Here is a 19,001-nt window from a genome sequence, read left to right on the forward strand (position 1 = left end):
AACTTAATCAAATTAAATCTTCGCAGGGCCGCACCTGCCAGCAGTCCACTATGGCCGTTACTCCAGAACACCCAGCTTCAGAAACGCTCCATACAGAGCTCGCGGACCTGCCTGCACAGATCCGCCGTTGGGCACGGGAGCTGGGCTTTTCCGATGCCGGGATTACCCAGGCGGAGACGGGGCCTCACGCTGAACGCCTGCAGCGCTGGCTGGCAGCAGGTTACCACGGCCAGATGGCCTACATGGCCGACCATGGCGACAAACGTTACACACCCGACTCCCTGGTACCCGGGACCACCCGGGTCATTTCCGTCCGACTGGATTACCTGCCAGCACCTGACAACCCGAAACAAGTGCTTACTGACCGGGAACGGGCCTACGTTACTCGCTACGCCCTGGGGCGCGACTACCACAAACTGATGCGCAAACGCCTGGCCACGCTGGCAAAATGGATTGACGAGGCTGTCAACGGCTATGACTACCGGGCATTTGTCGACAGCGCGCCGGTACTTGAGCGCGGACTGGCGCAACGGGCCGGACTGGGTTGGATTGGCAAAAACAACATGCTGATTCACCCCAAAGCCGGTTCGTTCTTTTTTCTGGGTGAAATCTTCACCAATGCCCCTCTGCCCCTGGATGCACCGTTCGACAGCCAACACTGCGGCTCTTGCGCTGCTTGCCTGGACGTATGCCCGACCGACGCCTTTGTAGGCCCTCACCTACTGGATGCCCGGCGCTGCATCAGCTATCTCACTATTGAACTGAAAGGACCGATCCCGGAGGAGCTGCGTTCACAAATGGGCAACCGGGTATTCGGCTGCGACGATTGTCAGTTGGTCTGCCCCTGGAACAAGTTCAACAAGCCCACCGACGAGGAAGACTTCAAACCGAGGCATGGTCTGGACAATTCATCCCTGGCGGAGCTGTTCCTGTGGACCGAGCAGGAGTTTCTGAAGCGCACGGAAGGGTCAGCAATACGGCGCACCGGCTATGAAAACTGGCTCAGGAATCTGGCGGTGGGACTGGGCAACGCCCCCAGCACCATTCCGGTGGTGGAGGCACTCAAAGCCCGGGCCGACCACCCGTCGGAACTGGTCCGCGAGCACGTGGCCTGGGCCTTGAAACAGCACGGACTATAGCTTGAAGAAATGATCCCGGTAGTGACGCAGTTCATTGATGGAGTCACGGATATCGTCCAGAGCCAGATGACTGCCCTGTTTCTTGACTCCTTCCAGCACGTCCGGGCGCCAGCGGCGGGCCAGCTCCTTTACCGTTGAGACATCGAGATTGCGGTAGTGGAAGAAGGCTTCCAGTTTGGGCATGTATTTCACCAGAAACCGCCGATCCTGACCAATACTGTTGCCACAGAGCGGGGATTGTCCTGGCTCAAGATGTTTGCCCAGAAACTCGAGGGTTTGCTGCTCGGCCTCTGCCTCGCTGATGGTACTCTCTTTGACCCGTTGGGTCAGACCACTGGCACCATGGGTGCGGGTACACCATTCATCCATCTGCTCCAGCAGGCTGTCGGGTTGATGAATGGCAATCACCGGCCCCTCTGCCACGATATTCAGCTGGGAGTCGGTGATGATGCTGGCCATCTCGATAATGCGTTCTTGCTCGGGATCCAGACCGGTCATTTCCAGGTCAATCCAGATCAGGCGGTCGCCGTTACTCATCTCGCTGTTACCTATGCCGTTTTGTCGGGTGGATGAAGTTCTGTGTATTGTCCACGATTCACGTATGATGTGATACCCAAACGCCGGTTAACCGATTGAACGCAGATGGCAAAACGACGATTGAACAAACGCCAGCAATGGCGCATCGAAAAGATCCAGAAAGAACGGACGGTGAGAGCTGCACGCAAGGAAAAAGCGGTGGAAGAACAAGCCGCCGCCGGTGAGCTTGGTCCTGAGCAGAATGGACTGGTGATTGCTCACTACGGCCAGCAACTGGATATCGAGGCGCTTGAAGGCCCGGAATCCGGGCAGGTGTTCCGCTGTTTCGTCAGAGCCAACATTGACAGCCTGGTGACCGGAGACCGGGTGGTCTGGCGCCCGGGCAAAAGCAAAACCGGCGTGATTGTTGCCCGCTGTGAACGGGAAAACCTGCTGCAGCGCCCGGACAACTTTGGCGCGCTAAAACCGGTGGCCGCCAATATCGACCATATCATTCTGGTAATTGCCCCCGAGCCCGAGCCCCACGACAACCTGATCGATCGTTATCTGGTGGCGTCTGAAAGCTCTGACATTCCGGCGGTAATCCTGCTGAACAAGACAGATCTGATTAACGACGACAAACGGGATCAGATCGAAGCCCTGCTGGCCAGATATCAGGCGCTGGGCTATGAGGTGGCGCGCACTTCAGCCGCAGAAACCGCCGGCACGCCAGCCCCGGAAGTAGAAGCTCTGGTGCGGAATCAGACCAGTGTCTTTGTGGGTCAGTCCGGCGTGGGCAAGTCTTCCATCATTCAGACACTGTTACCGGATGAACTGCTACGGGTGGGCGCGGTCTCCGAGAGTACCGGCAAAGGCGTGCATACCACCACCACGGCAAAACTGTTCCACCTGCCCGGGGGGGGCGATCTGATCGATTCTCCGGGTATCCGGGAGTTCGGTCTCTGGCACATGACGCCCCAGGAAGTGGAATACGGCTTTCGGGAAATCCGGCCGCTGATCGGGCTCTGCAAGTTCCGCAATTGCCGGCACATGGGAGATCCGGGCTGCGCTCTGGACGCAGCAGCCGAGGCTGGCGAGATTTCAGCGGAACGCCTGAAGAGCTTTCATCGCATCCTTCAGGATATGACCGATCAGCAGGCTCGTGGTCTCAAGCTCACCTGAACCCACAGAACCAACGCTACCAATTCAGCTCACCCGGAGCGGGCTCTTCTTTCGGTTGGAACCAGTCGCCACCTTCCAGCTGTTCCAGAGCCTGCTGCTCCTGCTCCTCCGTCGGGCGAGTAAGATCAATCAGCGGCTGATCGGAGCGCCCTGCCCCGGTCTCGATACTGTCGGCGGTCTTTTTGTTCAGAACAATAATGGAAATGCGACGGTTTACCGGAGCCGTGGGGTTGCTCCTGTCGAACAGCACCGAATCACTCAATCCCACCACCCGGGCGATCTGTTCCAGCCGGACGCCGCCAGCCACCAACGCTCGACGCGCTGTGTTGGCGCGATCTGCCGACAACTCCCAGTTGGTGTAACCCGGTCGGCCACTAAACGGCGTGGCGTCGGTATGACCTGTGATGCTGAGCTTGTTGTTGACTGACCCCAGGGTCTTGGCCAACTCAAACAGAATGTCCTGAGAGTAGTACTTCAACTCTGCCCGGCCACTGTCGAACATGGGCCGACCGGACCGGTCTACAATCTGAATTCTCAGGCCTTCGTCAGTAATATCGATCAGCAACTGATCCTTGAACTCCTGCAGGGTCTGATTCTGCTCGATCCGTTCCTGCAACTCCTGGAAAAGCTCCTGCATTCGGCGCTGCTCCAGAGTGTCCGCCAGTTCATCCACCACCTCGTCTTCAATCTGAATGGTGCTGGCCTCCTGATCCTGGGTAGATTCCTCAATGACCGAGGCACTGCCCTCAAGGTCTACCGGGTTGGGCGAGCCGCCTTCGGTAAAGCCAACAGGATCCTTGAAGTAGCCTTCGACCGCCCTTTTCTGTTCGGGGCTCGCCGTGGCGGTGAGCCAGAGCACCAGAAAAAACGCCATCATCGCGGTCGCAAAATCGGCAAACGCAACTTTCCAGGAGCCGCCGTGATGCCCGCCGACAACCTTTTTCTTGCGTTTGATGATGATCGGCTGTTCTTCCAAGATACTCTCCGAGGCTAACCAGGCTTTTTGTTACTTTGAGCGAACGTGGTCATTGAGCTCCTGAAATCCCGGTCGCTTTTCGGTAGGGAGTGCCTTGCGCCCAAATTCGATTGCCATTTGGGGAGCCTGTCCTGACACCGTCGCGACAATGGCCGATTTAACACATTCGTAGGCTTTCAGCTCATATTTGGCGGCATGCTCAAGCGCAATCGAGGTTGGCCCGACAAAACCATACCCCATCCAGATGCCCAGAAAGGTACCAACAAGTGCGGCCGCAACGCTCAAGCCGATTTTCTCCGGCCCTTCCGTGAGGAACCCCATGGTGATAACGATCCCGAGCACGGCGGCAACAATACCCAGCCCTGGCAGAGCATCAGCAATCTTGTTGACCGCATGAGCAGGCTCTTCAAGCTCGTGCTGTCGATTTTCGATTTCGTTTTCCATCATGCCTTCCAGCTCATGCGGCGCCATATTGCCGGAGCTGATGATGCGCAGGTAATCGGTGATGAAATCCAACAGGTGTTTGGATTTCATAATCGCCGGATAACGACTGAAGATCTGGCTCGACTCCGGATTATCGATGTCCTCCTCAATGGCCATGACGCCCTGCTTGCGGGACTTGTCGAACACCTCATAGAGCAGACTTAACAAATCCATGTAATAGGATTTATTGAAAGGAGACCCGGTCAGCAACCGGATACACGCCTGAAACACCTCTTTTACCGTGTGTAACGGGTTGGCGATGATAAATGAACCAACGGCCGCTCCGCCGATAATCAGGATTTCTGTCGGCTGCCACAAAACCGCCAGATTGCCGCCGTGCAGAACGTACCCACCAAGAACGCACGCAACAACGACCACAGCTCCAATGATCAATAACATGGTGACTATGCACGCCTTTTGTCTGGTTAACGGCCGGGGCCGGTTACTACCCGAAGCTGGCTCAGCCGGGAACACCCAAAATGTGATCTGATAATAGCAAGCATCAACCGTAACAGCGAAGCTGTGAAACAATTTCTATACACTGCGCCGGGTTTGGTAGACTACCGCGCTTTATGATCGCAAGAGTCTCCCGGAATGCTTGATAAACTGTTTGTTCTTAGCCAATACGTCACACCCCAGCTGGCGGTTTCCCGCCTGGCAGGCCGTCTGGCCGACAGCGAGAGCACTCCAGCCCTGAAAAACCGTGTGATCAAATGGTTTATCGGCCGCTATGGCGTGAACATGAGCGAGGCCGCTGAGCCAGACTTTACCGCCTACCCCACGTTCAACGCGTTTTTTACCCGTGCACTCAAGCCGGGCGCTCGCACCATAGACCCCGCACCGGAAACCCTCACCAGCCCGGTGGACGGCGCCATCAGCCAGATTGGCCAGATCAGCACAGACCGTGTATTCCAGGCCAAGGGACAGTCATTCAGTCTCACTGAACTGCTCGGCGGCGATGACGAACGGGCCGAGCCCTTCCGGGAAGGCGAGTTCGCCACTATTTACCTGTCGCCCAAGGATTACCACCGTATTCACATGCCCATGGCTGGCACCCTGAAAGAAATGGTCTACGTACCCGGGAAGCTGTTCTCAGTCAACCCGGTAACCGCTGAAAATGTGCCGAACCTGTTCGCCCGAAACGAACGGGTGGCTTGCCTGTTCGACACCGACGCAGGCCCCATGGCCATGGTACTGGTCGGCGCGATGATTGTGGGCAGCGTGGAAACCACCTGGGCCGGCGTGGTAGCGCCCAATTCCGGCAAAGTTGCGCAATGGCAGTACCGTGGAGACGATGCCGTTCAGTTTGAAAAAGGTCAGGAAATGGGCCGTTTCCGCCTGGGCTCAACCGTCGTACTGGTGATGCCAAAGGGTGCTGTTAAATGGCAACCGAACCAGGTGGCAGAGAAAACCGTAAAGCTGGGTGAAGCCTTCGGCAAACTGAACGTCAAATAGCAGGGCTCAGGCCCGTTCAATCGGAAATGCAATGACGTCCTGAATATTGCGACTGCCCAGCTTGAGCATCAACAGCCGGTCCAGGCCCATGGCCACACCGGCGCATTCCGGCAGGCCTGTCTCCAGCGCAGCCAGAAAAGACTCGTCCAGCTCCATCTCCGGCTTGCCACTGGCACGCCGGAGATGGTTGTCGGCGGCAAAACGGGCTCGCTGGTCCGCCGGATCGGTCAACTCCCAATAACCATTACATAGCTCCAGGCCATGGATGTAGAGCTCAAACCGGTGCGCCACTCTAAAGCCCTGATGCTCAGAGATGCGCGCCAGAGCTGCCTGGGAGGCGGGATAGCGGGTAATGAAAACCGGTTGCTCACAGCCCAGCTTCGGCTCCACTACGAAACTCATGACCAGATCCAGGCAGCCATCGCGGCCGAGGCCGGCCAGCTGTTCCGGCTCCAGCCATTGCTCACAGTAGCGTTCAAGGTCCCGGTCGGTGATGGTCATCGGGTCGATACCCGCAATGGACTGCATCGCCTCACGGTAGCTCAGGGTTACCGGAGGCGAACACTCCAGCCAGCCACAGACCAGATCCGCGACTTCCCGCATCAGTTGTTGATCGTCAAAGCCAACGCGGTACCACTCCAGCATGGAGAATTCCGGATTGTGACGTTTGCCGCGCTCACCGTTACGAAACACCCGGGCAATCTGGAAGATTGATCCTGAACCTGCGGCCAGCAGCCGCTTCATGTGATACTCAGGGGAGGTCTGCAACCACCCCCCCTGAACGCCGCCAGCGTCGACCGCAGAGGGAATGCCGTCGAGATTGACGTCGGTTACGCCGTGGCGTCCCAGCACCGGGGTTTCTACCTCCAGCACCTGCCGCTCAGAAAAAAAGCCGCGCACGTGGGCCAGAAGCTGTGCGCGGCTTTCCAGAGCGGCCCGGGAGGCAGAGGGCTGCCAGACAGGGCGATCAGTCATGATCGATGATCAGCTGCTTTTGACACGGTTGACGTATTCACCGGAGCGGGTATCAACCTTCAACACCTCACCAATGGTGATGAACAGGGGCACGTTCACAACGGCACCTGTGGACAGGGTCGCTGGCTTGGAGCCACCCTGGGCAGTGTCGCCTTTCATGCCGGGATCGGTATCAACCACCTCCAGCTCGACAAAGTTCGGCGGGGTCACGGTCAGCGGCGCGCCGTTGTACAAGGTCACGGTGTATACGTCCTGCTCTTTCAGCCACTTGACGGTATCGCCAACCGCCTTGGCATCAGCCGCGTACTGCTCGAATGAGCCATCAGTCAGCATGAAGTGCCAGAACTCGCCATCGGTATACAGGTATTCCATATCCTGCTCGACCACGTCGGCCGCTTCCAGAGATTCTCCGGATTTGAAGGTACGCTCCCAGACCCGGTTGGTCATGAGGTTGCGCAGCTTGACCCGGTTGAATGCCTGGCCCTTGCCCGGCTTGACGAATTCATTCTCGAGCATGATACAAGGGTCGCCATCCAGCAAAACCTTGAGACCGCTGCGAAATTCGTTGGTAGAATATGAAGCCATGAAATGTCCACCTGACAGACTGTCGTTAAAATTTCAAAGGTCGCTATGATACAGCGAACCCCCGCCCGTATAGAAGCCCGCGATGCCAGCCATCCACCCGAGGTTCGGGTTGAACCAGGCAACACACCGGACTGGCAACAGATACTGAGTCAATCGGTCACGACGCCGGAACAACTGCTGGAACGTCTGGGGCTCGCTCCGGAGGACTGGTTAAGAGGCGCCGCCTGCGGCCACAGACTGTTTCCGATCCGGGTGCCCGAGCCCTACCTGGCACGGATTGAGCCAGGCAACCCGGATGACCCCTTGCTGCGGCAAGTACTTCCTATCACCCAAGAGGCGGAAGTTCATCCGGATTTCGTATCGGACCCGCTGGAAGAGGCGTCGGCCATCCAGACCACCGGCCTGATTCGCAAATACACCAGCCGTGCCTTGCTCATGATCACGGGACAATGCGCTATCAATTGCCGCTACTGTTTTCGTCGGCATTTTCCCTATGGCGATCACCGTCTTGGGCCGGAAGACCGGCGCCAGGTCATCGACAGCCTGTCCGCCAGCCCGGAAATCAACGAAGTGATTTTCAGTGGTGGCGACCCACTGGCAGTGAACGACCGCCTGCTCTCGCAATGGGCCGAACTGCTTGGTGACATCCCCCATCTTCGCCGGTTGCGCATTCATTCCCGCCTGCCCGTGGTGATACCACAGCGGGTATGCGACAGCCTGATTGACTGGCTGTCCCGAACCCGACTGCAAAAGGTCCTGGTGGTGCACGTGAATCACCCGGCAGAAATCGACCAGGCCACCCGCCAGGCATTCCGACGTCTGAGCGAGGCCGGGGTTACCCTGCTGAACCAGAGCGTAATCCTCAGAGGTGTCAACAATAGCAGCGCCACACTCTCAGCCTTGAGCGAGACGCTGTTCGAAGCGGGGGTTATGCCCTATTACCTGCACGCCTTTGATCCCGTCTCCGGTGCCCGGCACTTCTCCGTGAGTGACACCGACGCCATCCGGATAGTTAACGAAATGCTGGAAAATCTGCCCGGCTTCCTGGTTCCAAAGCTGGTTCGGGAGCTTCCCGGCCGCGCCAGCAAGACCCCGCTGGACCTGGGCTCGTGAGACCTGTCGCAAAAGATGGCCCATTTTCACTTGTCAAAGATTGTCAACTCGTGATTTTCTCGCTTTTTGTCGTTGCTTTGCTATCTTAAAGTGCAAGATCCATAAACAATAACGACCTGTATTTTCGGCGTTTTCGCTGAGTTACAACTACCGCGGTCCCGACATTGGCGTGAGAACATGGATGGTAAGATCCTGAAACCAGAGCTCAAGGTTCCTGAACAGAAAACAGCCAGCCTGTCGTTTTGCGACACCAGCCCCAAGGCCTTTCGCGCCTGGGCGGATCAGTTGCCGATGGCCAATACCGGTGAGGCATCTCGTCAGCTATATCACGCGATCATTGAGCTGAACCATCTGTTCCTGTCGCCGCTCCAGCGCCTGCAATTTCTGGAAATCGTGCGGGACAAGATTCATTTTGTCTGTAATGAGCTATCGCGACACTTCCTCGGGCTCGCCATCGCGCTGCCTGAAAAGCAGCGAAAGATTGCCAATCTGACCCAGGCACTTCAGCTGCATCTGGCCGCCGGGTACAAGCTTTGTCTGCTGGAATACGTCGACAATGGCGGAGTAGATAAACACCGGCGCCAAATTGCCACGGCAATCCATAGGGCAATGTCGGAGCTGGCCGCCACCATACTTCGGTCCCATCAACTGTATTGTCCGAGCCCGGCCAGCAGCTGGCTGGAATGCCATCGCATGTTCCGTTTTGCGCACCGGAACAAACTGGCCAACATGGAGGTGGATGACGACACCCTCACGCACCGACGAGCCAGTACGGTTGTCGACAGCTACAAACGTATTCTTCTGCTTGGCTGTGCGCGGCCTAACCAACTGCGTCAGGCCGAATTGACACAGGTATATGACCTGTTCGAATCCTGGACCGAGCACTGCCAGTGTGCCCCGGATCTGGGCCCCGACAGCCTGTTCGTCATCAATATGGAAAAAGACAATCCGCCGGTCTACCGCAGCCTGCTCGAAAATACACCGGGCAATGAAAGCTTCAGCTTCGACACCCGCGATCTATCCACCCTGCTGGCAGAGACCCTGCACGCCAGGCGCCAAGACGGCCATGGAGGCGAAGCCCTCAAGATTCCCTCCACGGTGAGCGATACCTTACTTACGCACCTGAGCCAGGCACTCGGCATTCTGGCCAAGCGCAATTTTAACCGCATCGCCAGCCAGGGCACGCTGGAAGTGTGCGTAGGTCTCACCGCTGCGCACTACTTCGTAGCCGGCCAGAAAGCGTTCTCGGAGTTCCTGGATGGCAACGAAAGCAGTCATCTCGAATCCGATAACCTGTTTATCCGGAATGCCAATCGCAAGGCAGATGCCTGGTCCGGCGCACACGATGCCGGCCCGAACGAAGACCGGCTGCATTCTGCCGATGCCCCGATCAACTTCCGTACCAGTGGTGGCAGTCATCAGCCCTCCGGCAGCCAGGACAAAAACCGGCCGCGATCGCACCATGCGCTACTGGTCAATACCAGCCCGGGCGGCTACTGCGTAGCTTGGGAGAGCAATGTCCCGGCGTCACTCCAGGCCGGTGAAATTCTGGGTGTACGAGAACAGAGCTCGCACCCCTGGAGCATTGCCGTTGTGCGCTGGCTGCGCCAGATCCGCAACCAGGGCACTCAGGTGGGCATTGAGCTACTGGCGCCGAGCGCCGCGCCCTGTGCCGTGCGACTTATTCAGAAAGTCGGCAACAGCAGCGAGTACCTCAGGGGCCTGCTGCTGCCCGAAATCAGCGTGGTGAATCAGGCCGCGACACTGATTACCCCGCGACTGCCGTTCCAGACCGGCAGCCGGATCTCGCTGCTGCAAGATGGCCGGGAAGACCAGGGACAGCTACTGAAAAAGGTCTCGGCCACTGGCAGCATCAGCCAGTTCGAACTGAAACTCCAGAATCCCATCACCCCAACTGCCGGCCGTGGTGCTCCCCCATCAACGCCAGGCACTACGGAAGACGAATTTGACTCACTGTGGCCGTCGCTTTAAATAGTGCGGCCCGTCAACTGCCGGCATGGCCAGGGTTGTTATTGCTGGCCAACCCCTGCATCATTCATCCGTGAATATCCGGCACCACGAGACGTCTGACGAATGCAGAAGAAAAACACGACCGTACACCTGCTGATTCTTGACCCATCACAAAACGATGCGGAATCCATGGTCAGCTTGCTCCGCAACTCCGGCAAGGCTACCCGCGCTCACCGGATTACCTCGGAAGAAGATCTGGAAGAAGCGCTCAAGACCTCCAACTGGGACTTGCTGCTGGCACGCGACCTGGAACAGGAATTCGCGGCAGACGATGCTCTGGCCATGGTCAAGCGCATGGACAAGGACATCCCCTTCGTTCTGCTGACCGAGGAATACAGCCGCGAGCGTACCGTCAACATCATCCGTGCCGGTGCCCAGGATGCCGTACCCTTTCAGTACACCGACCAGCTCGTTCTGGTGGTCAAGCGGGAGCTGGCAGCTCTTGATGAGCGCCGCAAACGCCGGGTACTGGAATCTCATCTGCGTGAGGCCGAGCAGCGTTGCCAGTTGCTGCTGGAAAGTTCCAAGGATGCCATTGCCTACATCAACGATGGCATGCACATCTATGCCAACCAGTCCTATATGGAATTCCTGGGCTACGACGACATCGACGAACTGATTTGTATTCCGGTGCTCGATACCCTTACGCCGGAAAGCCAGGAGAAGTACAAGGAGTTCATGAAAGCGTTCGCCGAAGAGCGCAAAGATGGCATGACTCTGAACTGCACCGCGCGCCGCAGTGACGACCACGAATTGAATGTCACCATGTCGGTGTCCGCAGCCACCTACGACGGAGAGGCCTGCACCCAGATCGTTCTGCAACCGGAACACAGTGATGCAGAGCTGGAGGAAAAGCTGAAACAGATCAGCAGCCAGGATTTGCTGACCGGCCTGTACAATCGTCAGTACCTGATGGATGCCCTGGCCCAGGCTATCGCCACGGCTGGCAAAGACAACAAGACCGGCGCCCTTGCCTACATTGCCCTGGATAATTTCCTGAGCATGAAGAGCCAGGTCGGCATCTCCGGCGCGGATCTGTTGTTGGGCGATCTCGCCACCCTGCTTCGGGAACAGGCCGGCGACGAGGTCACCCTGGCCCGCCTGAGCGACGATGCCTTCTGCGTCATGTGTCTGCCCTGTGATGAAGCCAGCATGGAAAGTCTGTGCGAGCGCATCCGCAAAGCGGTCGAGGACCACTTGTTCGACATCAACGGCCGGACAGTTCCGCTGACCGTGTCCATCGGTATCGCCGCGATCACGGAAAACTCACCAAAGGCCGAAGAACTCATGGGCCGGGCCCATACTGCCTCGGCCGATGTGAAAAAACAGGAAGGCCACGAGCGTGGCAACGGCATCCTGGTCTATAACCCGGCTGAATACGAGAGCCTTGATGAAACCAACTCGGTAGAGGCCATTCTCAAGGCTCTGGACGATAACCGTTTCCGGCTGCTGTTCCAGCCCATCATCAACCTGCGCGGTGAGGGTGAGGAGCATTACGAGGCCTTTGTCCGGATGCTCAACAAAGACAACGAAGAAGTCTCGCCCTATGACTTCCTGCCGCCGATGGGACCCAGCGATACCGCCATCAAGATCGACCGCTGGGTTATCCTGCAAACCATCAAGCAGCTATCGAGCCACCGCTCAAGGGGCCACGACACTCGCCTGTTCCTGAACATCACAGCCGAGACGCTGCAGGACAAGACCTTCACGCCCTGGCTCAGCGTTGCCCTCAAAGCTGCCCGCTTGCCGGGAGATTCGCTGATCTTCCAGATCCGCGAAGGCGATGCCAACAACTACATGAAGCAGGCCAAGGACTTCACCAAGGCGGTGCACGAACTGCACAGCAAGGTATCCATTTCCCAGTTCGGCTGCGCACTCAATCCGTTCAACACCCTCAAGCACATTGAGGCGGATTACGTGAAGATTGATGGTTCGTTCACGGAAGAGATCCAGAAGAGTGACGAGGCCAAAGAGCAGGTCAAGGAAATGGTCAAGAGCCTGCAGAATGCCGGCAAGCTGACCATCATCCCGCTGGTGGAAAACGCCGGCGTTCTTGCGACGCTCTGGCAGGCAGGCGTGAACTACATTCAGGGCTACTACCTGCAGGCGCCGGTACCGGAGATGAACTACGACTTCGGCGACAACTGATCAACGGCCGCTTAACCAAAAAAGGGCGAGATCATTCTCGCCCTTTTTTGGTTTCAGAGGTGGGTATTCTGAAGCGTTTGATTGGTCTCGCTTTCCCGGAACCCGATCAGATACAGGATGGCATCCAGCCCTAAGGTGGAGATGGAGTGGCGTGCCGACTCCTTGACCAGCGGCTTGGCCCGGAAAGCAACTCCCAGGCCCGCCTGACTGAGCATTGGCAGATCATTGGCGCCGTCCCCAACGGCAATCACCTGCTCCCGGGAAATGTGCTCTTTCTCAGCTATTTCCAGCAACAACTCCGCCTTTCGCTTACCATCTACAATCTGACCTTTCACCTCACCGGTTACTTTGCCGTCGATAATCTCCAGCTCGTTGGCGTAGATATAGTCAATACCCAGCTTACTCTGAAGATGACGAGCAAAATAGGTGAAGCCGCCAGACAGGATGGCGGTCCGATAGCCCAGCGCCTTCAGACTGCGAATCAGGTGCTCGGCCCCTTCGGTCATGCGCAGCCTGTTGGCGATCCCTTCAAGCACCGACTCGTCCAGCCCCTTCAACAGGGCCAGGCGCTCGGCAAAGCTCTGACTGAAATCCAGCTCACCCTGCATGGCACGCTCGGTGATCTCAGCGACCTGCTCACCGACTCCCGCTTCATGGGCCAGCTCATCGATCACCTCAGCTTCAATCAGCGTGGAGTCCATATCGAACACCACCAGCCTGCGGTTGCGTCGGAAGATCGAATCTTCCTGGAAGGCGATATCCACATTCATCTCGCCGGCAATGTGCAGGAAATCGGCCCGAAGCTGTTCAAGATCCGAGGGCGTTCCCCGTACCGAGAACTCGACACAGGCAATACGGTTTTCCGAGGTGTTCAGCGACGGCCTTGCCGACAGCCGGGTAATATTGTCAATGTTCAGGCCATGGCGGGCCGTAATCGCCGACACCCTGGCGATCTGCTCAGCCTTGATGTCTCGGGACAGCAGAGTCACGATGTAACAGGCCCGGTTGCGGCCCTCAGCCCAGGCCTGATATTCCTGCTCGGTAATCGGCGCAAAATGCACCTGCAGATCCAGCGCGTGCAGCCGGAACAGCAAATCCCGGATCACCGGAGAGGATTTTGACTCATCCGGGATCTCGATCAGAATGCCCCAGGTCAGATGGTCATGAATGACCGCCTGGCCTATATCCAGAATGCGGACATCGTAACGCCCCATGATTCCAGTGATTTCCGAGGTCAGGCCGGGTTTGTCCCGGCCCGATACGTTTACCAGCACCAGCTCACTCACTGTCTGTATTCTCCCCGCTCTGGGCTTCTTCCTCGGCCCGCGCAGCCGAAGGAATCACATCAATACCATCCACACGCTGCAGGCCCCGTGGCAGCTTGTGACCACGACGGCCCCGCTCACCCAGGTAGTGCTCAAGATCGCCAAACCGCAGGCCGAGCTTGCGCTTGCCCGCTTTCACTTCCAGCTGATCCTCTTCACCAAACACGGCGACAGCAACCACGTATTCTTCGCGATTCTGCACCCGGGCGGAGGGAATACTGATGATCTTGTTACCTTTACCCTTGGCCAGCTCCGGCAGCTCGCTGAGCGGGAACACCAGCATGCGGCCCTCATTGGATATGGCCGCCAGGTACAGGGTCGATGCCGTTTCCGGAATCATTACCGGTGGCATGATTCTGGCGCCTTTGGGTACGCTGACCACGGCCTTGCCCGCGCGATTCTTGCTGATCATGTCGTTCAGCGACGTGACGAAACCATAGCCACCGTCGGTGACCAGCAGTGTCTTACGTTCGGGATTACCCATCAACAAACCGGAGAAAGTAGCTCCGGAGGGGGGATTGATCCGCCCGGTCAGGGGCTCGCCCTGCCCCCTGGCAGACGGCAGACTGTGGGCCATTAATGAATAGGCCCGGCCGGTGGAATCCAGGAAAATCGCCTGCTGGTTGTTGCGCCCCTTCGCCGCCAGGGCAAAACGGTCGCCAGACTTGTAGCTGAGACCAGCGGGGTCAATGTCGTGACCCTTGGCCGCGCGAACCCAACCCTTATCGGACAGCACCACCGTCACCGGATCGTTGGATACCAGATCGGTTTCGCTGAAGGCGCGGGCTTCCTCCCGCTCGACAATCGGCGAACGGCGGTCATCACCAAAGGTCTCGGCATCCTGCTCGAGTTCGGTCTTGATCAGTTCGCGAAGCCGATCTTCTGAGCCCAGAATGGCCTGCAGCTCATCGCGCTCGGCGGAGAGCTCATCCTGTTCGCCGCGAATTTTCATTTCTTCGAGCTTGGCCAAATGCCGGAGTTTCAGCTCCAGAATGGCCTCGGCCTGCTCCGCCGACAAACCAAAGCGCGCCATCAGTTCGGCCTTGGGCTTGTCTTCGGTGCGGATAATCTCGATTACCTCATCAATATTGAGGTAGGCAATCAACAAGCCTTCCAGAAGATGCAGCCGGGCCAGCACCTTGTCCAGGCGATGCTGCAAACGGCGTGTTACCGTTGTTTTCCGGAATGCCAGCCACTCGGTCAGAATGGTGTACAAGCCTTTTACGCCTGGCCGGCCATCGTTGCCAATCACGTTGATGTTGACCCGATAGGTCTTCTCCAGATCGGTACTGGCAAACAAGTGAGCCATCAGCCCGTCCAGATCAACCCGATTGGAGCGGGGCACAATCACCAGACGGGTCGGATTTTCATGATCCGATTCATCGCGCAGGTCTGCCACCATGGGCAGCTTCTTGGTCTGCATCTGCTGGGCAATCTGCTCCAGCACCCGGTTTCCGGAGACCTGGTGGGGCAAATCAGTGATCACCACTTCGCCATTCTCGCGAATCCAGCGTGCGCGCATCCGCAGCGAACCCCGCCCGGTCTCGTACATCTGGCGCAAGTCTTTGCGGGGAGTGATGATTTCAGCCCTGGTCGGGAAGTCCGGTCCTTTGATGTGTTCGCACAACTCATCCACGGACGCATCGGGCTGATCCAGCAAACGAATACAGGCGGCTGTGACTTCCCGAACATTATGGGGTGGAATATCCGTCGCCATACCAACGGCAATACCCGTGGTACCGTTGAGCAGCACGTGCGGAAGCCGGGCCGGAAGCACCGAGGGTTCTTCCATGGTGCCATCAAAGTTTGGCACCCAATCCACGGTTCCCTGCCCGAGCTCACTGAGCAGCACTTCCGCAAAGGGTGCCAGCCGCGATTCGGTATATCGCATGGCGGCAAAGGATTTGGGATCATCCGGAGACCCCCAGTTACCCTGCCCGTCTACCAGCGGGTAGCGGTAAGAAAACGGCTGGGCCATGAGCACCATGGCCTCGTAACAGGCACTGTCGCCGTGCGGGTGGAACTTACCAAGCACATCACCCACGGTACGAGCCGATTTCTTGTACTTGGAGGTGGACTTCAGCCCCAGCTCCGACATGGCGTATACAATCCGCCGCTGTACGGGCTTGAGCCCGTCCCCTACGTTGGGCAGAGCCCGGTCCAGAATGACATACATGGAATAGTCCAGGTACGCCTTCTCGGTGTAGTCCCGGAGTGATACCCGCTCGAAACCTTCATCCGTTGTCTGAAACTCTGGCATGGACGCCTCTTTGCCTTGGATGCCTATCAATGTTGTGGCGCACATTATATGGACGCCAGCCCCGATACACCAATTTCCAATAGCGGAATTCCCGCATGGAGACTCTGTAAGGTGAGCCGTATTCTCGCCACAGTGATTAGAACGCCGTTTACTCTCTGAACAAGCGGAAACCTATGAAACCCAATCTCAAAGCCTGCGGGCAAGCCATGGTTACGGCCATGGTCAATGCGGTTCTGGCCGTTGCCCTGATGCTCCTGGTGGAGTTTGCCATCAGTGGTACCTTCCAGGTTCCCGAGCCCTATATCTGGGCGGGGGTACTGATATGGGCCGTTATTTTCGCCGCCCAGTTCCTCCGTCAACGGCATCTTTGCCGTGCCTGTGAACAGACTGACGAACCGTCATCCGCCGAAACCGTCGGCAAATCCTGACCCATATCAAGGGCCTGGCATCTCAAATGTGACAAATCTGCCCCCCCTGCTACGCTTTGGATAAGACATTAACGTCGAAGCCTGGGGGGTTAGATGACCGCTCTGAAGAAACTCGGATTACGCACCAAAATCGCACTTCCTTTTGCCATCACGGCGCTTGCCCTGGTCATCGTCGGTGTCTTCAGCGTTCTGACGGCACGTAATCTGGTTTCCGATACCGACGACATAGCCGCCACCTACCTGCCTTCGGTCAGCCAGATCCTCAATGGTGACCGCGATCTCTATCAGGCACTGGTGGCCCAAATGACACTGCTGGACCAGGCCTTCAACAATGAAGACACCTCCGGAGCTCTGGAGGATTTCAATGAAAACACCGAGCAAGCCAGGCAGCGCTTCCTGGAAAGCTCTCAACGCCTTGCAGGAACGGGCATTTCGGATGTCAGCGACGGATTCGAAGGGGCATTTGATCGCTGGGAACAATCCGCTCGGAGGGTGATGGAGCTGGCCTCAAACGGCAATCCGGAACAAGCCCGGAGTCTCGCTGCCACAGAAACAGCCCCATTGTTTGACCAACTCCGGGATTATTACGACAACGCCGGTGCTCACGCTGACGAGCAGGCTCAACAACGTTCCGCTGAAGCCTCCGCCGAAGGCACTTCCAGTTCGGCCACCGTTCTTGCGATCACCGTGATTGCCATCATTATCGCCATTGCGTTGTTCTTTGTATTCATGAAACTGATCATCTCTTCGATCAGCGCCCTCCGGGATCAGCTCGACAACATTGCCCAGGGCGAAGGCGACCTGACTCAGCGGGTTCCGGTAACGGTCGAGGATGATCTCGGCAAACTGGCCAGAAGTTTCAACCAGGTACTGGAAAACCTGCAGGGCATGATCGGGTCCATTCAGAATCTGAGTCGCGATCTCGGTGCGGGTGCCACCGAGCTGGCCACTGCCGCCCGGGACAACAACGATGGTGTGACCCGCCAGACCGACTCCATTTCCATGGTGGCCACCGCTATCAACGAAATGCAGAGTGCGATTGAAGAAGTAGCCGGGAACGCCTCCCGCGCCGCAGAGATCACTCGCGAAGCGGAAACCAAGGGGAACAACAGCGCCCAGATCATCCGCAACTCGTCGAAACAGGTGCACCGCCTGGCCGCCCAGATTTCCAAAGCGGTTGAGGTTATCCGCAAACTTTCTGCGGATTCCGACAACATTACTTCGGTGCTGGATGTCATTCGCGGCATTGCCGAGCAGACCAACCTGCTGGCTCTGAACGCCGCCATTGAGGCTGCCCGGGCCGGTGAGCAAGGCCGTGGGTTCGCCGTGGTGGCGGATGAAGTCCGTACTCTGGCGCAACGCACCGGCCAGTCGACAGAAGATATTCAGACCATGATAACCGCGCTGCAGACCGGTGTTTCGGACGTCGTGAGCGTGATGGAGACCGGCAGCAAGGAGGCCACCGAAACCGAACGGCTGGCAACGGAAGCGGAACAGGAACTCCAGGCCATTCTGGAAGCGATCTCCAGTATCACCGACGTCAACACCAGTGTGGCGTCCGCCACCGAAGAGCAGACTCAGGTGGTAGATGAAATTAACCGGAGCATTACTGATATCAATGATCTGGCTGCGGCCAGTGCCGATCGGTCCAAAGCCATCGATGGCATTGCCAAATCGCTGGAGAGCTATGTCAGGGAGCTGGAACAACAGACAGGGCGGTTCCGGGTTTAACCGGACCGCCGCGTCATCGCCGGAAGGATCCGATTACTGGCGAATGCCTTCTACCGAGATTTCGATTTCCACGGTTTCGGAGGCTTTGCCAAGATCCATGGGAATGCCGAAATCCTTCAGGCGCAACTCGGTTTCAGCCTCAAAACCCATGCGATAGCCTCCCCAGGGGTCTTCACCGTGGCCAACCAGCTCAGCATCCAGGGTGATTTCCCGGGTAACGCCACGCAGAGTCAGATCACCAATGATGTCCGCCTCACCGGCCTCGTCAACCACCACACGCTTGCTCTTGAACGTCGCTTCCGGGAACTCACTCACGTACAGGAAGTCTTCGCTGCGCAAATGCTTGTCGCGCTCGGCATGGTTGCTGTCAACGCTGGAGGTATCGATCGTTACTGATACAGAGCTGTTTTCGGGATTGTCCGCATCGTAGGTGAACTCACCATCAAAATCGTTGAATCGACCGTACAGCCAGCTGTAGCCCAGATGGGAAATCTTGAAGGTTACGAACTGGTGCGTGCCCTGGGTATCGAAGGCGTAAGTACCGCTGTGCTCGTTTGCCTGCACAGAGGCAACCATCGCGGCTGAAATGGCTGAAGCCAGAAGAATCTTCTTCATTATTCACTCCTTTTGAGTCTGTTTTGCGTTGAGTTAAGA

The 19,001-nt window shown here is 57.5% G+C and carries 16 protein-coding genes; 8 read left to right on the plus strand and 8 right to left on the minus strand.

The annotated features are described in order from the left end of the window. Positions 1-50: 50 nt before the first annotated feature. Positions 51-1,139 carry a tRNA epoxyqueuosine(34) reductase QueG gene (queG, locus tag MARHY_RS12715; RefSeq protein ID WP_014422155.1) on the plus strand — a complete coding sequence of 363 codons (1,089 nt, stop codon included), beginning with the start codon at positions 51-53 and terminating at the stop codon, positions 1,137-1,139. On the opposite strand, the gene orn is transcribed toward queG, so the two are convergent. Continuing rightward, positions 1,134-1,676 (minus strand): oligoribonuclease, encoded by a 543-nt coding sequence (gene orn, locus MARHY_RS12720; protein WP_011786221.1) that lies wholly within the window; start codon positions 1,674-1,676, stop codon positions 1,134-1,136. The two genes, queG and orn, sit on opposite strands and share 6 nt — an antisense overlap. Positions 1,677-1,781: 105 nt before the next feature. On the opposite strand from orn, the gene rsgA reads away from it, so the two are divergent. Further along, complete coding sequence (gene rsgA / locus MARHY_RS12725) at positions 1,782-2,837, plus strand: small ribosomal subunit biogenesis GTPase RsgA (RefSeq protein WP_041654876.1); 1,056 nt, start codon at positions 1,782-1,784, stop codon at positions 2,835-2,837. Between the two features lie 16 nt (positions 2,838-2,853). Here the strand turns inward: rsgA and motB are convergent, their stop codons facing one another. Together motB and motA are read right to left on the minus strand one after the other, a co-directional pair. After that, positions 2,854-3,813 carry a flagellar motor protein MotB gene (gene motB / locus MARHY_RS12730; protein WP_014422157.1) on the minus strand — a complete coding sequence of 320 codons (960 nt, stop codon included), beginning with the start codon at positions 3,811-3,813 and terminating at the stop codon, positions 2,854-2,856. 30 nt (positions 3,814-3,843) lie between these two features. Continuing rightward, positions 3,844-4,695, minus strand: coding sequence for a flagellar motor stator protein MotA (gene motA / locus MARHY_RS12735; RefSeq protein WP_011786224.1), 852 nt, complete (start codon positions 4,693-4,695; stop codon positions 3,844-3,846). A 195-nt stretch (positions 4,696-4,890) separates the two neighbouring features. Here motA and asd point away from each other — a divergent pair, with 195 nt between their 5' ends. Further along, positions 4,891-5,751 (plus strand): archaetidylserine decarboxylase, encoded by an 861-nt coding sequence (asd, locus tag MARHY_RS12740; protein WP_014422158.1) that lies wholly within the window; start codon positions 4,891-4,893, stop codon positions 5,749-5,751. Positions 5,752-5,757: 6 nt separating this feature from the next. On the opposite strand, the gene epmA is transcribed toward asd, so the two are convergent. Next, complete coding sequence (gene epmA / locus MARHY_RS12745) at positions 5,758-6,726, minus strand: EF-P lysine aminoacylase EpmA (protein ID WP_014422159.1); 969 nt, start codon at positions 6,724-6,726, stop codon at positions 5,758-5,760. Positions 6,727-6,735: 9 nt separating this feature from the next. Next, positions 6,736-7,311, minus strand: coding sequence for an elongation factor P (efp, locus tag MARHY_RS12750; RefSeq protein WP_011786227.1), 576 nt, complete (start codon positions 7,309-7,311; stop codon positions 6,736-6,738). A 45-nt stretch (positions 7,312-7,356) separates the two neighbouring features. On the opposite strand from efp, the gene epmB reads away from it, so the two are divergent. The 3 genes from epmB to MARHY_RS12765 all read left to right on the plus strand — a co-directional run bounded on the left by epmB (position 7,357) and on the right by MARHY_RS12765 (position 12,603). Continuing rightward, on the plus strand, positions 7,357-8,424 hold the full coding sequence (gene epmB, locus MARHY_RS12755) for an EF-P beta-lysylation protein EpmB (protein ID WP_014422160.1): 1,068 nt from the start codon (positions 7,357-7,359) through the stop codon (positions 8,422-8,424). 177 nt (positions 8,425-8,601) lie between these two features. Continuing rightward, complete coding sequence (locus MARHY_RS12760; protein WP_011786229.1) at positions 8,602-10,416, plus strand: cyclic-di-GMP receptor FimW-related protein; 1,815 nt, start codon at positions 8,602-8,604, stop codon at positions 10,414-10,416. Positions 10,417-10,518: 102 nt separating this feature from the next. Beyond that, entirely contained in the window at positions 10,519-12,603 is a 2,085-nt protein-coding gene (locus MARHY_RS12765; RefSeq protein ID WP_014422161.1) for an EAL domain-containing response regulator, read from the plus strand. Positions 12,604-12,656: 53 nt separating this feature from the next. Here MARHY_RS12765 and serB read toward each other — a convergent pair whose 3' ends face one another. Together serB and parC are read right to left on the minus strand one after the other, a co-directional pair. Next, positions 12,657-13,889 (minus strand): phosphoserine phosphatase SerB, encoded by a 1,233-nt coding sequence (gene serB, locus MARHY_RS12770; RefSeq protein ID WP_014422162.1) that lies wholly within the window; start codon positions 13,887-13,889, stop codon positions 12,657-12,659. Then, positions 13,882-16,188, minus strand: a complete 2,307-nt coding sequence (parC, locus tag MARHY_RS12775; protein ID WP_011786232.1) for a DNA topoisomerase IV subunit A — start codon at positions 16,186-16,188, stop codon at positions 13,882-13,884. Before parC ends, serB begins: the two co-directional genes overlap by 8 nt. 173 nt (positions 16,189-16,361) lie before the next feature. Between parC and MARHY_RS12780 the strand changes: the two genes are divergently transcribed. Next, on the plus strand, positions 16,362-16,616 hold the full coding sequence (locus tag MARHY_RS12780; protein ID WP_011786233.1) for a hypothetical protein: 255 nt from the start codon (positions 16,362-16,364) through the stop codon (positions 16,614-16,616). Positions 16,617-16,709: 93 nt separating this feature from the next. Beyond that, the gene (locus tag MARHY_RS12785; protein ID WP_014422163.1) at positions 16,710-18,347 is read left to right on the plus strand and encodes a methyl-accepting chemotaxis protein; all 1,638 of its coding nucleotides are present in this window, start codon (positions 16,710-16,712) and stop codon (positions 18,345-18,347) included. A gap of 33 nt (positions 18,348-18,380) precedes the next feature. Here MARHY_RS12785 and MARHY_RS12790 read toward each other — a convergent pair whose 3' ends face one another. Then, positions 18,381-18,962 carry a YceI family protein gene (locus MARHY_RS12790; RefSeq protein ID WP_011786235.1) on the minus strand — a complete coding sequence of 194 codons (582 nt, stop codon included), beginning with the start codon at positions 18,960-18,962 and terminating at the stop codon, positions 18,381-18,383. Positions 18,963-19,001 lie beyond the last annotated feature (39 nt).

This window comes from Marinobacter nauticus ATCC 49840 (assembly GCF_000284615.1).
In the GTDB taxonomy this organism is placed as follows: domain Bacteria; phylum Pseudomonadota; class Gammaproteobacteria; order Pseudomonadales; family Oleiphilaceae; genus Marinobacter; species Marinobacter nauticus.